The 14,199-nt window shown below is 42.7% G+C and carries 18 protein-coding genes; 6 read left to right on the top strand and 12 right to left on the bottom strand.

Going from position 1 to position 14,199, the window contains the following annotated elements; translation table 11 throughout:
• Nucleotides 1-4 precede the first annotated feature (4 nt).
• The 12 genes from AC3WJC_RS00830 to AC3WJC_RS00775 form a co-directional block, all read right to left on the bottom strand.
• Nucleotides 5-508: an NADH-quinone oxidoreductase subunit C gene (locus AC3WJC_RS00830; RefSeq protein WP_492397169.1), complete on the bottom strand. Its 504-nt coding sequence runs from the start codon at nucleotides 506-508 to the stop codon at nucleotides 5-7.
• Nucleotides 508-1,050, bottom strand: coding sequence for an NADH-quinone oxidoreductase subunit B (locus AC3WJC_RS00825; RefSeq protein ID WP_492397168.1), 543 nt, complete (start codon nucleotides 1,048-1,050; stop codon nucleotides 508-510). Before AC3WJC_RS00825 ends, AC3WJC_RS00830 begins: the two co-directional genes overlap by 1 nt.
• 124 nt (nucleotides 1,051-1,174) lie before the next feature.
• Nucleotides 1,175-1,546 (bottom strand): NADH-quinone oxidoreductase subunit A, encoded by a 372-nt coding sequence (locus AC3WJC_RS00820; RefSeq protein WP_492397167.1) that lies wholly within the window; start codon nucleotides 1,544-1,546, stop codon nucleotides 1,175-1,177.
• A gap of 76 nt (nucleotides 1,547-1,622) precedes the next feature.
• On the bottom strand, nucleotides 1,623-3,314 hold the full coding sequence (locus AC3WJC_RS00815; protein WP_492397166.1) for a tetratricopeptide repeat protein: 1,692 nt from the start codon (nucleotides 3,312-3,314) through the stop codon (nucleotides 1,623-1,625).
• A 14-nt stretch (nucleotides 3,315-3,328) separates the two neighbouring features.
• Nucleotides 3,329-4,249, bottom strand: a complete 921-nt coding sequence (locus AC3WJC_RS00810) for a PstS family phosphate ABC transporter substrate-binding protein (RefSeq protein ID WP_492397165.1) — start codon at nucleotides 4,247-4,249, stop codon at nucleotides 3,329-3,331.
• Nucleotides 4,236-4,466, bottom strand: coding sequence for a hypothetical protein (locus tag AC3WJC_RS00805; RefSeq protein ID WP_492397164.1), 231 nt, complete (start codon nucleotides 4,464-4,466; stop codon nucleotides 4,236-4,238). The genes AC3WJC_RS00810 and AC3WJC_RS00805 overlap by 14 nt, the downstream gene beginning before the upstream one ends.
• 9 nt (nucleotides 4,467-4,475) lie before the next feature.
• The gene (locus AC3WJC_RS00800; protein ID WP_492397163.1) at nucleotides 4,476-5,297 is read right to left on the bottom strand and encodes an energy transducer TonB; all 822 of its coding nucleotides are present in this window, start codon (nucleotides 5,295-5,297) and stop codon (nucleotides 4,476-4,478) included.
• Nucleotides 5,298-5,335: 38 nt separating this feature from the next.
• Nucleotides 5,336-5,869 carry an ExbD/TolR family protein gene (locus tag AC3WJC_RS00795; protein ID WP_492397162.1) on the bottom strand — a complete coding sequence of 178 codons (534 nt, stop codon included), beginning with the start codon at nucleotides 5,867-5,869 and terminating at the stop codon, nucleotides 5,336-5,338.
• A 6-nt stretch (nucleotides 5,870-5,875) separates the two neighbouring features.
• Nucleotides 5,876-6,487: an ExbD/TolR family protein gene (locus AC3WJC_RS00790; RefSeq protein WP_492397161.1), complete on the bottom strand. Its 612-nt coding sequence runs from the start codon at nucleotides 6,485-6,487 to the stop codon at nucleotides 5,876-5,878.
• Nucleotides 6,488-6,567: 80 nt separating this feature from the next.
• Nucleotides 6,568-7,395 (bottom strand): MotA/TolQ/ExbB proton channel family protein, encoded by an 828-nt coding sequence (locus AC3WJC_RS00785; protein ID WP_492397160.1) that lies wholly within the window; start codon nucleotides 7,393-7,395, stop codon nucleotides 6,568-6,570.
• A gap of 441 nt (nucleotides 7,396-7,836) precedes the next feature.
• Nucleotides 7,837-8,175, bottom strand: coding sequence for a translation initiation factor (locus tag AC3WJC_RS00780; protein WP_492397159.1), 339 nt, complete (start codon nucleotides 8,173-8,175; stop codon nucleotides 7,837-7,839).
• 54 nt (nucleotides 8,176-8,229) lie between these two features.
• On the bottom strand, nucleotides 8,230-9,177 hold the full coding sequence (locus AC3WJC_RS00775) for a diacylglycerol/lipid kinase family protein (RefSeq protein WP_492397158.1): 948 nt from the start codon (nucleotides 9,175-9,177) through the stop codon (nucleotides 8,230-8,232).
• A 216-nt stretch (nucleotides 9,178-9,393) separates the two neighbouring features.
• On the opposite strand from AC3WJC_RS00775, the gene metK reads away from it, so the two are divergent.
• From metK to AC3WJC_RS00745, 6 genes are all read left to right on the top strand, one after another.
• Nucleotides 9,394-10,644, top strand: a complete 1,251-nt coding sequence (gene metK / locus AC3WJC_RS00770) for a methionine adenosyltransferase (RefSeq protein WP_492397157.1) — start codon at nucleotides 9,394-9,396, stop codon at nucleotides 10,642-10,644.
• A gap of 74 nt (nucleotides 10,645-10,718) precedes the next feature.
• A complete protein-coding gene (locus tag AC3WJC_RS00765) occupies nucleotides 10,719-11,615 on the top strand; it encodes a helix-turn-helix domain-containing protein (protein ID WP_492397156.1) in 897 nt (298 codons plus the stop codon).
• A gap of 67 nt (nucleotides 11,616-11,682) precedes the next feature.
• Nucleotides 11,683-12,147: a hypothetical protein gene (locus tag AC3WJC_RS00760; protein WP_492397155.1), complete on the top strand. Its 465-nt coding sequence runs from the start codon at nucleotides 11,683-11,685 to the stop codon at nucleotides 12,145-12,147.
• Nucleotides 12,148-12,154: 7 nt separating this feature from the next.
• Nucleotides 12,155-12,457 carry a DUF3817 domain-containing protein gene (locus tag AC3WJC_RS00755; protein WP_492397154.1) on the top strand — a complete coding sequence of 101 codons (303 nt, stop codon included), beginning with the start codon at nucleotides 12,155-12,157 and terminating at the stop codon, nucleotides 12,455-12,457.
• 50 nt (nucleotides 12,458-12,507) lie between these two features.
• Nucleotides 12,508-13,068, top strand: coding sequence for an NUDIX domain-containing protein (locus AC3WJC_RS00750; protein WP_492397153.1), 561 nt, complete (start codon nucleotides 12,508-12,510; stop codon nucleotides 13,066-13,068).
• Nucleotides 13,069-13,152: 84 nt separating this feature from the next.
• Nucleotides 13,153-14,157 carry a PorP/SprF family type IX secretion system membrane protein gene (locus AC3WJC_RS00745; protein ID WP_492397152.1) on the top strand — a complete coding sequence of 335 codons (1,005 nt, stop codon included), beginning with the start codon at nucleotides 13,153-13,155 and terminating at the stop codon, nucleotides 14,155-14,157.
• Nucleotides 14,158-14,199 lie beyond the last annotated feature (42 nt).

Below are 14,199 nucleotides of genomic sequence, written 5' to 3'. Positions count from 1 at the left end.
TTATTTATCTACCAAAAAAGTAATCTTTCTTATCTACACGATTAGGGTCTTCCAGCGGGAATTCTTTACGCATCGGGAAGGCCGTCATATCGTCAACATTTAAAATACGGCGCAGGTCGGGGTGGCCATCAAACACAACGCCAAAAAAGTCGTAGGTTTCGCGTTCCATCCAGTTAGCGCCATCCCACAATACGGTTGCGGTTGGTATATGCACATCAGCTTCTGCCAAAAATACTTTTACACGGATGCGTACATTATTCACCAAACTGTGCAGGTGATAGATCACGCCGATCGGTTTTTCCTGTTCGGGATAATGGATCGCCGTTATATCCGTTAAAAAAATGAATTGCAGCGCAGCGTCATTTTTCAGGAAACCCAGCAGGTCAATGATCTGCTCGCGGCTGGTTTCAACGGTTAGCAAACTATGTGGTTCACCAATTACGGTTACCAGTTCGCCAAATTTCGCGGCTATCTTATCTAAAACTTCCTGATTGGTTATTTTACCCATTACTGAATTCCGTATTTAGCTAAAAGTTCCTGGTACTTAGGTTCGTTGCGGCGGCGCAGCGATTCGGTTTGTACCAGTTTCTGAATATTCATAAAGCCATCAATAATAGCTTCGGGGCGTGGCGGGCAGCCGGGTACGTAAACATCAACCGGTATAACCTCATCAATACCCTGCAATACCGAATAGGTATCAAATATACCGCCGCTTGACGCGCAGGCACCAACAGCCATTACCCAGCGTGGCTCGGCCATTTGCAGGTATACCTGGCGCAGTACAGGTGCCATTTTTTTAGATATGGTACCCATTACCATCAGCAGATCTGCCTGGCGTGGCGAAAAGCTTAAACGCTCGGCACCAAAACGGGAAAGATCATAGTGCGAGCCCATGGTTGCCATAAACTCGATACCACAACATGAGGTAGCGAATGGCAAAGGCCATAATGAGTGGGAGCGAGCCAGGCCTATTGCCCTGTCAAGCGAGGTTGCAAAAAATCCCGAACCTTCAACACCCGGAGGGGCATCAACTATCTGAATATCACTCATGATTTACAATTATAAACCCAGGTTTCACCGGCAAACAGACCGCCGGACACCACAAATTTATAATAAAATATGAGCTATACGTACTTGGAAAGCTATGTATGAGGTATTTAGAATCAATCTAAACTTAATCCCAATCCAGGGCGCGTTTCTTGATGATGTAGATAAAGCCAAGCAGTAAAGTACCCATAAAAATGAACATCTCGATCATGCCGGTTTTACCTAAATCTTTAAAGTTTACTGCCCATGGGTACATGAATATAACTTCCACATCAAACAGCACAAACAGGATGGCTACCAGGAAGTATTTAATGGAGATTGGCGTGCGTGCGTTACCAACTACTTCAATACCTGACTCAAACGGCGTAAGCTTATCAGCAGTTACACGCTTAGGGCCAATTTTGTGGGTTACAAACATGGTTGTAAATACAAAACCCAGTGCAACTATCATTTGAAAGATAATCGGTAGAAAGTTGATCGGTAAACTGTGTGCTTCCATGTTACAAATATAATGATGTAGGTGTAATAAAAAAGGCCTCATTAAAATGAGGCCTTTTCACAATAGCTAAAAATTATTATTTTCCTTTAGCTCCGCCCTTTTTAGCAAAAAAGCGTTGAGCTTGTTTATTAGCCGGATCTAACTCACGTGCTTTTGTATAGTTTTCTGCGGCTTTAGCCTCATCCTTATCTTTAAACTCAGCTAATGTACCAAGGTACGAATATGCTTCGGCTAAACCTTTTTTATCAGCATCAGCAGGAGCACCTTTGGCGGTAACCACCTGAATGTACTGCTCATAATATGGCTTTGCAACACCGGTTATGTTGTCACGATTAGGTTCCTTCAAATCGTTTACACGTGCGCGGTACAAGGCTACAATAGCAATTGGCGTAGTTGATTTAGCCTGAATATAAGAGAATGCGCTATCGGCTTTTGTAAGCAATGCAGGGTCGGCAGTTGGCTTTGGTTTAGCTGTGCTGTAATATTGATCCTGGTATGCAAAGTAATAACTCAAACCCATTGACAGGTAATCATTCAATTTCGCGCCACGTGATTTAGCAATGTATTTTGAATAAGCTTCACCAGCTTCGGAGTATTTTTTCTTTTGATATAAAGTTTTAGCGATATCAGCGTACAAATCAACTTGTGTAGTATCTAACTCAACTGCTTTACGTAATGAATTAATACCGGTTGAATCATCGCCCATTGCAACTTGTATACGGCCTAAGTAAAGGTAATCACGAGGGATTATACGTTTTTCACCAGCCTCAGCCATAAATTTCTTCATGCCTGCTAATGCAGCCGGATAGTCCTTATTCTCGTAAGCAGCATAGGCTTTGTAACGATAGATCTTTAAGTTGTTAGCGCCTGCTACTTTCTCTAAATCAGCCACCTCTGACTGCAATGTTGGGTAATCACCTGCTGCTAACAAAAAGTCAGCATAACGCATACGTGATTCAATTGAACGGTCTGTTAAACTAAGGTATTTTTTATAGTTCTCAACACCTTCTTTCACCTTGGCTGATGCCATCTTTGGATCATTAAACGCCCAACGCAAATCAGTTTCCGCCCACTCACGGTAAGCAGGGCCGTAGTTAGGGTTAATAGCTAAAGCGGCTTTATATTCAGCCTCAGATTGCTCAAAGTTATTGGCATATCGCCACAGTACACCTTTAGCTACAGTAGCACTTGCCGATTTCGGATCAGCAGTTAATGCCTCCTGATAAGAGGTAAGCGCTTCGCTGCTTTTTACCAATAAACGGTTAGCGTTACCTAACTCAACCAATAAAGCGGCATCTTTAGGGTTAACGGCTTTACCTTTAGCTAATACATCGGCTGCTGCTTTCGCGTCAGCAGGGTCAAGCAGGTAAGCTTCGCCTACATATAAATATGGCGTGCTGTTCTTACCAGCCAGGCTAATGGCTTGGTTAAAGTTGGTAGTAGCGCCGGTAGCATTCTTTTCTAAACGTGCTACGGCTCCTAAACCGGCATAGTTTAATGCTGATTTAGCGTTTTTAGCGATACCCTGGGTAAATACAGCTTTTGCTGAGTCCGGATAATCCTGTAATATATATACCCAGCCCAGATAGAAATAATTTTCATCCTTATCTGCCTGTGTTTGGGTCAGATTTTTAAGCATTGATTTTGCTTTCTGATACTGCTCGGCGTCAATAGCTTTTTTGGCGTCGTCTAAACTTTGCGAAAAAACTGATGAACCAATAAGCATCAGCGGCAATGCTGCGGTGGCAATTTTACTGATCTCTTTCATCGATTTAAATTAAGTTACTCTTTCTTTATGTTTATTTCCCTGCGTGGGATTGAATCAGGCAGTAAACCGGACTTTAGTATAATACGCTGTCCGCGTTCGCTTGCCAAAAATGATGCAAATCCTGTGCCTAAACCTACCCTGCCGGTGCTATTTAATATATATAGCCCTCTGCTCAACGGGTACTGATTTAAGACAAGCGAAGTTTGTGATGGTTTAAAGTACTCATTAGGGTATTTCTTGTTCCCTTCATCACGTACGCCTACAATTTGTACTTTACGTACATAAGGTGCATAATCATCATCAGGATCATTAAGCCAGCTAAAACCAACTATGCCAATTGAACCCTCATGTTCACTTACATATTTTATGACCTCTTTGTTTGATTTGAGTGCATAAATATTTTTTTGCTTGAGTTCGTTATTGCCCGAAAATGTTTTTAAGTAGCGTACAACACTTGAGTTCGGATTATCAAAAACGATATTTTGATCTGTTTTAGTCTGTCCGTTAAGCATTTTTTTTATTTGTGACACGGTAATGAGCGTATCAGCCGACTTTTGATTGACAATAAGCGCTACCGCGTCAACAGCAAATTTATCCACCACCGGCGGAAGTTTACGGGCATCAAATATCTTTTTTTCAGCGGGCGTTAACTCGCGCGACATGATGGCTACACGGATACTATCGTTTAAAAACATATTCAGCAATTCATTTTCTGAAAGATAATTGATATCCAGCTTTGCTTTGTTGAACAGGCTTTCAAACACCACTTGCTCCTCGGCCACTATGGGTTCAAATGATTCATCTGCTAATATCTTGATCTTGCCTTCGGCAAAACTATCTGATGGTGCTTTTGAATCAGTAGGAGAACCGCATGCGCTCCATACCATAGCGGCAGCGATAGCAACAAACGTGAGCTTTATGTTATTCTTCGTCATTATCCTTTTTAAGTAAGCGTGAAAATCTGAGTATTCCGTAAAATATAAAGAATGCGCCAAACAGGTACCGCTGCCAGCCGTTAAGCGGCAGATTCATGGCATCCCAAAACATTACCATTACACCCAGTGTAATTACACAGATAAACGTAATAACCCCTAAAATAAGCAAAAATCGCCTTTTGAGCGATTTTTGCTTTGAATTTGAATTGAATGACATTATTTGCAATTATTCGCTTGCTAAGTTAAACGCGATTGGAACGGTGTACTGTACACGCACCGGACGACCATTCTGGATACCAGGTGACCATTTTGGCGACTTTTTCAATACACGCATTGCTTCCTCATCGCAACCGCTACCAATACCACGCAATACTTTAATATCGGTTAATGAACCATCCTTCTCAACAACGAACTGCACGAATACACGGCCTTGTACGTTGTTTTCGCGGGCTACCGCCGGATAGTGAATGTTCTTCTCCAGATATTTACCGAAAGCGGCTAAACCTCCAGGGAAGTTTGGCTGCGTTTCAACCGCGGTAAAGATCTCATTCGGATCACTTTCAATTACTTGTTTTACGTCAGAGTTACCTACCGGCTCATCAATACGTATCTCAGCGTTCGGGTCACCTTTTTGATCGCGCTGGCCCGGGTCAGCAACTTCAAGTTCTTTTACAGTCGGCGGATCTTTTTCCACAACCTGATCGTCAGGCTTTACCACCGGAGGTGGGAATTTAACCTGGTCAACCTTTGGTTTAGGCGGCTCAGGTGCAGGTGGAGGTGGTTTTTTAGTTTGATCCACGGGTGGCGGCGGTGTAAGTACCACATCGGTAACTTTAACCTTCTCGGCCGCCTTAGGAATGATGCCTTTTATAGCATTAACAATAGTAGGCAACGCTATAACAAATACGAATAAAACAATACCAATTAGTAAAGCTTTACCGGTACGGGCTGAGTTATTTTTTCTTAACTCATACGCACCATACTCTTTGTTACGACCGGCGAATACTACGTCAATCCATTCCTGTTTTAATAAGTCTAACTTTGACATTATTTTAGGCTTTACTTTACGTATTAAACACTTGTTAATTAATATAAGCCCTGTTTCTTCAACAGGTCAACTTCTACAGGTGATATATCAACAATACCGTATGACTGGATATTGGTTATCGCGATCTCGTCAAGCGCGTCAACCATGTTTTTGTAAACTGATTTATCACTTGGTTTCAGGATCACGAACATATATTTTCCTGTTTTTTCCTGTACTTCTTTGCCTTTATCAAGCAAAGTTTGGCGCAATCCTTTTTTTCCGTAGCCTTCTACTTCAGGCGCTGATTTGCCGGGCTCACCGATATACCACATCAGTTTATCGTCTTTACCCAACAGCAGCGTCATAGTACGAGAAGCAGCTACATCAAGTTGCTGATCTTGTTTCTCATCCTTATCCGGCATGGCAATGTCCATCGCCTTTGGCTTTGACAGGGTAGTTGTTAGCATGAAGAAGGTGATCAGAAGGAAAGCCAGATCCACCATCGCCGTTAAATCGACACGTGTTGACGCTTTCTTACTTCGTACCTTTCCGCCTTTTTTCTTACCCCCGCCGGAGGTGTCTAATTCTGCCATCTTATCTTATTTTGATGCACCCCTCAAGGTGGTTATTAAACTAAATTTATTGACTTTTTGGCGTTGCAAAATGGCTACAACATCTTTAATTACAGGATATTCCTGTTTGCTGTCTCCTTTGATAGATACACGCAGCTCAGTATTATGCAATGCTTTAGCAGCTATACGTGATTCACGTATCCAGTTATACAATTCATCGCTTACTGAATCGCGCGGAATACCCGGCTGCTGGAAACTTTTACGCTGATCAGGATCCATGTTTAAGAACTGCTTTAAGTTACCCATTGGTACACCAAATACAGGTAATACCTCAAAGCGTGCATACTCTTCAGGCGTAAATTGCTGGCCGTATTTTTCGCCCATTTGTTGTAAAACCTGCCTGCGCACGTCATTACCCTCAACTGAGAAAAAAGCTTTTCCGGAACCAACAGTTATTACAGCAAGGTTATCGTCAGGAACGGGTATCTCTTTAACAGAGCCCGGAACATCTACCGGAACCGGGTCTTCAACCCTTGGTTTGGCAGTTAATATGAAAAAGGTAAGCAACAGAAACGCCACATCACACATGGCCGTCATGTCTATCGCTGTACTTTTTCGTGCTACTTTTACTTTTGGCATTTTCTTATCTTTTTAAATATTAAGGCTTTGTTTTAATTACACCACCCGCGTTTTACAGGCGGTTAAGCGCATAATATTTCTTATTTGTGTGACGATGCAAATGTTTGTACGATGCTGAAACCAGTTTCGTCAATTGCGTAAGTCAGTTTATCAATTTTAGATGTAAAGAAGTTATACATGATGATTGATAAAGCTGAGGTAAAGATACCTAACGCAGTATTGATCAAGGCTTCAGAGATGTGTGAAGAAAGAGCTGCCTGGTTTGGAGCACCTGATGTTGCAAGCTCAGAGAACGCACCGATCATACCAACAACCGTACCTAACAAACCGAATAATGTACCGATAGATACCAGGGTAGCGATGATAGTAAGGTTTTGCTCAAGCATTGGCATTTCAAGCGCGGTTGCTTCTTCAATATCTTTTTGGATAGCTAATGATTTTTGTTCTACGTCCATGCTGGCATCATGCTCAACTTCACGGTATTTTTTCAAGCCTGATTTGATAACGTTAGCTACTGAACCTTTTTGTTTGTCGCACTCAGCGCTGGCAGCCTCAATGTTACCGGCGTTAAGGAAGCTTTGTACTTTACGAACGAAAGTATCAACATTACCGGTGCCTGAAGCTTTACCAATAACGATGAAACGCTCGATAGAGAAAACAATAACCATCAACAGGAAGCTAATGATAACCGGTACAATCGGACCACCTTTGTGTACAGTACCAAAAACGTCAACAGGCTCATTAGCCGGATCACCACCCTTGTAGTGGCTTGGGTGACCTAATATGAAAATAAAAATACAGATAGCAACCACTATACATAATGGAATTGCAAGTGTTGCGAAAATGCCCGATGAGCTTGAGCTTTCTTGTTTAACAGGAGTACTTGGTTTTGATGGTACGTTAGCCATTACAGTAAAATTTAGTTTTTAGTTTATGTTTATTTTTTATGTTTAATATGCTTACTCAGCGAATAACAAAATTAAAATTTTCAGAATGGAAAAAAACCAAAATCTGTTATTCTTAATAATTATTTAACAATCAGCCGCAATTTTGTTTGGCTAATTGGCGGAATACAATAACGTATACATTACCAAATATTGTTTGTTGCAACTATAATTTTTTACAATGAAAATTATTTTTTTCAATAATAGCAAAAAATATCCTACAAAAAGTGTGTAACTAAACTGATAGATTTTTATCTATATACTAATCTATCTATCATACTAACAATCGTTTTAGCCTGTAAGTTAACCTATTATCAACTAAAATAAGTGTATTTTTAACTATAATAGTTATCAAACTAAATTCTATCTTTTTTTAACATTATTGCAATCGATGGCATAAAACGGTTATCCACCCGCCTTTTTAACCTTGTAACCATCAGCAACCAGCATGGTTAATATTTTGTCTCTAAAATCGCCTTGTATTAATATTTCGCCCTCTTTAGCTGTTCCACCAACACCACATTTGGCTTTTAGTTTTTTGCCAAGGGCTTGTAAATCGTCATCCAAACCAATAAAACCATTAATACGGGTAACTATTTTACCCCCGCCTTTACGGTCAAGGTGAATTTTAAGGTTTTGCTGCTGCGGTGCAAGGGTATCCTGCGGGCCGCCGTTATCATCATGGTATTCAAAACCGGGATCGGTTGAATAAACCACGCCGGTATATTTCTGGTTCTTCTTCATTACCATACGTATAAGGTTAATACAGGCTGTATAATGGCCTGCTATTGGTTACGATCAGTTACTATCGCTTGTAACTAAAGTATTCCAGGTACTCTTGATATCATCTCCCTTTACAAATCCCTCGCCAACTATTACCTTTAACGAATGCGGTACAATGTTTATTTCAACACCGGCACCAATTATTTGCGGTTCGCCGTCAAGATGGGCCGGGCCGTTGCTGTTGCGGGTAACCTGTATGTGTTTACCGCGGATAATTTCAACAAAGGATGACTTGTCTGCCGTTTTATTGAACATGCGCAAGGCCATCTCCGGAAAACGGTACAGCGGGAATGGCTTTACCACGCAAACGTCCAGCATACCATCCTGCACAGAGGCTTTGGGCGATACGTGGGCATTGTTACCAAATTGCGATGAGTTGGCAAAACTCAGCATAAAGGCTTCGCGGTCATACGCGCGGCCATCAATAACAATGTGGTAAGTGTTTGATTTATAATTAAGTATTTCCTGTACTGATGATTTAAGGTAACTGTAAAAACCACGTTTTTTGGCATTTTTACCTTGCGAAAATACATTGCTGATGTGGGCATCAAAACCCAGGCCCGCCATGTTAAAAAACGGCTGGCCATTAAAAATAGCCGAGTCGATAGTTTCAACACGTGTTTTATTAAAAGTTTCAACCGCGCCGCGCACATCCATAGGCACGCCCAAAAAGCGCGCGAGCCCGTTGCCTGAGCCAAATGGAATAATACCAAGCGCGGTATCACTGCCAAGTATGGCCGATGCTACCTCGTTAACCGTACCATCGCCACCCACAGCTACTACAATATCATATTTGCCTATAGCCTCTTTAGCCAGTTGGCGCGCATGGGTAATACCCTCGCTAAAACTAAAGCCGGCATCAAACAGTGATGTATCCAGGTAATTACCTATCAGTTTCGGCACCCCATCCTTTTTTTTACCGCCCGAAACCGGGTTTACTATAAATAATACTTTCTTTTTCAATCACCTGTATTTAAGCGGGTCAAAAGTAAGTTATTTTCGGCTTTGTAAAAATTGTTTTATTTTAGCCGCCCGAAAGTGGACTGATTTAAGCTGCCTCAACGCGGCGAATTGCAACCACGTAAATAAAGTGCTAAAGTTTTGCTCCTTTTTTTACCGGGTTTCCGTTTATCGCCCCATCTTTCCGGTTGTTTACATTATATTTATTTAAAGATTTTTATGCCATATTTATTCACTTCAGAATCCGTATCAGAGGGGCACCCTGATAAAGTTGCTGACCAGATATCAGACGCGCTGATCGATCAATTCCTGGCCTTTGATGCCGAATCAAAAGTGGCCTGCGAAACCCTGGTTACTACCGGGCAAGTTGTTTTGGCCGGCGAGGTTAAATCAAAAGCTTATTTAGACGTACAAAAAATTGCCCGCGATGTTATTAACCAGATAGGTTATACCAAAGGCGAGTATATGTTTGATGGCAATTCATGCGGTGTGTTCTCGGCTATTCATGAGCAATCGCCGGATATTAACCAGGGTGTTGAGCGCCAGAACAAGGAAGACCAGGGCGCGGGCGACCAAGGTATGATGTTTGGCTACGCTACCAGCGAAACGGATAACTACATGCCATTAGCCCTCGATCTGGCACACGCCCTGTTAATTGAACTGGCGGCTATCCGTCGTGAAAATAATGAGATTAAATACTTGAGGCCCGATGCAAAATCGCAGGTTACGCTGGAGTATAGCGATGATAACCAGCCGATCCGTATCGACTCGATCGTAATATCAACCCAACACGATGATTTTGACAGCGAGGAAGCTATGCTGGCCAAAATACGTGAAGATATTATCGGTATACTGATTCCTCGCGTTAAAGCCAAGTACCCTAAATATGCTCATCTGTTCAATGATGGCATTAAATTCCATATTAACCCTACAGGGAAATTCGTTATCGGCGGTCCGCATGGTGATACCGGCCTAACCGGCCGTAAGATCATCGTTGATACTTACGGTGGTAAAGGCGCGCACGGCGGTGGCGCGTTTTCAGGCAAAGATCCATCAAAGGTTGACCGCTCTGCCGCTTACGCTACCCGCCACATTGCCAAAAACCTGGTAGCCGCCGGTGTTTGCAGTGAGGTATTGGTACAGGTATCATACGCGATAGGCGTGGCACAGCCAATGGGCATTTACATAAACACTTACGGAACCAGCAAAGTTGGGCTGAATGATGGTGAGATCGCCAAAAAAGTTGAGTCATTATTTGATATGCGCCCGTACGCTATTGAAACCCGCTTTAAATTGCGTAATCCGATCTATAGTGAAACCGCAGCTTATGGCCACTTTGGCAAAGAGAGCAAAACAGTCAGCAAAACCTTTATCAGCCACGATGGCAAATCAGTTACCAAAGAGGTTGAGCTGTTTACCTGGGAGAAACTGGATTATGTTGACGCGGTGAAGTCAGCCTTTGGCCTGTAATTTACTTGTAATAAAAATTTATTGAGATAGCGACGGGTAATATCCGTCGCTATTTTTGTTTGATACCGCTTCGCATGGCATCAACAAAAATAAATACATATGATCCGTTGGCTTTCACCTCGCGCTTTATGCCGGTTGAGGAGATGAAAGCCCTCGCGGGCGATTTTTTCGTGTTGCCTGTTGAGGATATGTATCAGCACCTGGCACGGCCGGTACCCGCATCACGCGCTACCTCGCACTCCATATTATACATAACCGAAGGTGAGGCTAAGATGGGTATAGGTAATGCTAATTACACCATTGGCCCTAATCAAATGCTGGTGGTTGCGGCCGGGCAAGTTTTTTCATTCTCCACCGGCGATGTTAACAAGGGGTATATCTGCAACTTTAGTGATGGTTTGATAACAGCGAAATATGGCAGCACTGAATTACTGCACAGCTTTGAATTTTTAAAGATATGGGGCAATCCGCTAATTAAACCTGACGCCGAAACCGTCGGTTATATTTCCCAGTTATTCAAACGCCTGGTAACTGAATACCATCAAAATAAACTCCGCAATATTGATGTGTTACAGCCTTACCTGCTGAGCTTGCTTACCGAAATAAACCGGGCGTACTCGCCTCTGTTAGCAAACGGGAACGCGCAATCAAACATTATCATTAATAAATTTAAAGCGCTGGTTTTTGCAAAATTCCGTATAAATAAATCAGTTGCCGATTATGCCCGAATGCTTAACATCTCCCCTAACCATTTAAACAAAATCGTTCGAAATGCTACACAAAAGTCGCCATCAGTATGGATAAACGAGGCCATTATTGCCGAGGCAAGGGTACTGCTGGTACAAACTAATTTTACTATAAGCGAGATATCATATGCCTTAGGGCTGGATGACCCGTCTTATTTTACCCGCTTATTTAAACGGCATGAAGGCATCACACCAACAGCCTACCGCACGATTGATAAGTGCTGACAATGGCCTAATGTATCCTATTCAACTGATGCAGCAATCCGGAAATTTGCTGCCATAAATTTTGCTTATGTACGCCATATTAATTTTTCTGCATTCTGTTACGCGCTGGCTGGTTTTAGCCTCTTTAATATATGCCATATTTAATGCCTTGCGTGGCTGGCTTTCCGGGCGATCCTTTACCCACAGCGATGATAAAGTGCGCCATATCACCGCCACTATAGCGCATGTACAGTTGTCTATTGGTTTTGTATTATATTTTAACAGCCCGGTTGTGCTTTATTTCAGGCAGCATTACCACGACGCCGTAAAGCAGTTGCCCTTTTTATTTTTCGGCCTGATACATATAGTGATGATGACGATAGCTGTTGTTCTCATCACCATCGGCTCATCATTAGCCAAGCGGCACAAAACTGACGAGCAAAAATTCAGGACCATGGCCATATGGTTCACTATCGGTTTAATTATTATACTAATTAGCATACCCTGGCCGTTTTCGCCATTGGCACAACGCCCTCTTTTACGCACATTTTAATAATATCATGCTTAAACAATTAAATACAAACATTGGCCGCTTAAGGCTGCTTGCACTACTTGAAGGCCTATCGTTAATAGCGCTGGTTTTTATTGCCATGCCCGTTAAGTACATTTTGAACGATCCCGCCTGGGTTAAAGCAATTGGCCCCGTGCATGGCGTGTTGTTCCTGCTTTTTGTGGTAAATACTATCAGCGCGGCTATTGAGCTGAGCTGGAAGTTCAGCGAAACCACCTGGAAAGTTTTACTGGCTTGCATTATACCCTTTGGTACTTTTTATGTAGATAGTAAGATATTGAGCAAGTATTAATTACAGCACTATTTTAAGGGTTAACGCCGAAACGCTTATATTTACCCTTGATGATAAACCCGACCTTGAACCCCTGGACAATAACCGGCGAAACTGAGAAATACGACAATCCATGGATCAACGTAACCGAATACCAGGTACTTAACCCGGCAGGCAACCCCGGCATTTACGGTAAGGTACAGTTCAAAAACCTGGCTATAGGCGTGTTGCCGCTGGATGCGGACATGAATACCTACCTGGTTGGCCAGTATCGTTTTCCGCTGGAGCAGTACAGTTGGGAGATGCCCGAGGGTGGGGGAGTGATGGGTATTGACCCTTTGGATTCGGCCAAGCGGGAACTGTTGGAAGAAACCGGCCTTAAAGCTACTGAATGGACAGAGATACAGCGTATGCACCTATCCAATTCGGTAAGCGACGAATTAGCCATTATTTACCTTGCCCGTAATCTGGAGCAGTTTGAACCCGAACCGGAAGAAACGGAACAACTCGTTATTAAAAAAGTAGCTTTTGATGAGGTTTACCAAATGGTTTGCCGCGGCGAAATTACCGACAGCATGACAGTTGCCGCGGTGTTAAAGGTAAAAACAATGCTGTTTGAAGGGCGGTTGTAACAATCTAAAGTATTTACTTGCACCCATTAACTTTTAATTATTAAATTGTCAGCACCTTTTATTTACCCGTTAAATTAAACTTAGTTGTTGGCTTTATCACGATACCTTTTTACTGTTTTAATCAGCGCAATGCTGCTTTTTGCAATAGGCACCCAAGCTCAGCAAAAACCTCAATACACCCAATATCCTTTCAATAACTATCTGATCAATCCGGCTTTCGCGGGTATTGAGAATTATGTGGACCTTAAAATGGGGCACCGCAGCCAGTGGACAGGCCTTAACGGTGCGCCAAAAACGACTTATCTTACCATCAACGCCCCCTTGGGCGAGGGCTTTTTAAACGGCGGCGCGGGCAGCGGCAACCCTAACGAACGATCGTACCTGCGTACCTACATGGCCGCCGAACCACACCATGGTATTGGCCTGCAACTGATAACTGATAAAGCGGGGCTGATCTCACAAAATACCATTGCAGGCAGTTATGCCTATCACTTAGGGCTTTCGCCAACCTCAAACCTGGCGGTAGGTGTAACGGCGGGGGTTAACCAGTATGCTATCAACAGTTCAGAAATCACGGTTGAAAACCCCATAGACCCGGCCATCAACAATGGTAATAACAGCAAGTGGAATCCTGATGTTAGCGCCGGCGTATTGCTATACGGGCCTAACTACTATACCGGTTTTTCGGTACAGCAGGCGTTATCACAAAGCATCTTTTCATCCAGCTATAATCAAAGTAAAACCGTGCCGCACTTTTTATTTACCGGCGGCCTGCGTTTATACATGACGGATGATTTAACCCTGCTGCCCTCCGTACTGATAAAGTTTATCGACCCCGCCCCCACTACTTATGATGTAAACATGAAACTTGCCTTTCGGGATGATTTTTGGGTAGGCGGTTCGTACCGCAAAAATGATTCGTTTGGCATATTGGCAGGGTTTAACCTGAGCTCATTGATCAACGTAGGTTATTCGTACGACATTACTACCTCTAACCTTAACGCGGTAAGCAATGGTTCGCACGAAATTGTGATCGGTATTATGCTCAACAATACCTATAAAGTAAAGTGCCCGCAAAGAAGTTTTTAAGCTTAAACCGGGTTTAACAAAAACCTTTTAACTTAGGGCCTG

The organism is Mucilaginibacter sp. FW306-07-L (assembly GCF_058782065.1).
Note: the sequence above shows the minus strand (reverse complement) of the source record. Positions and strands in the feature narration are given on the sequence as shown.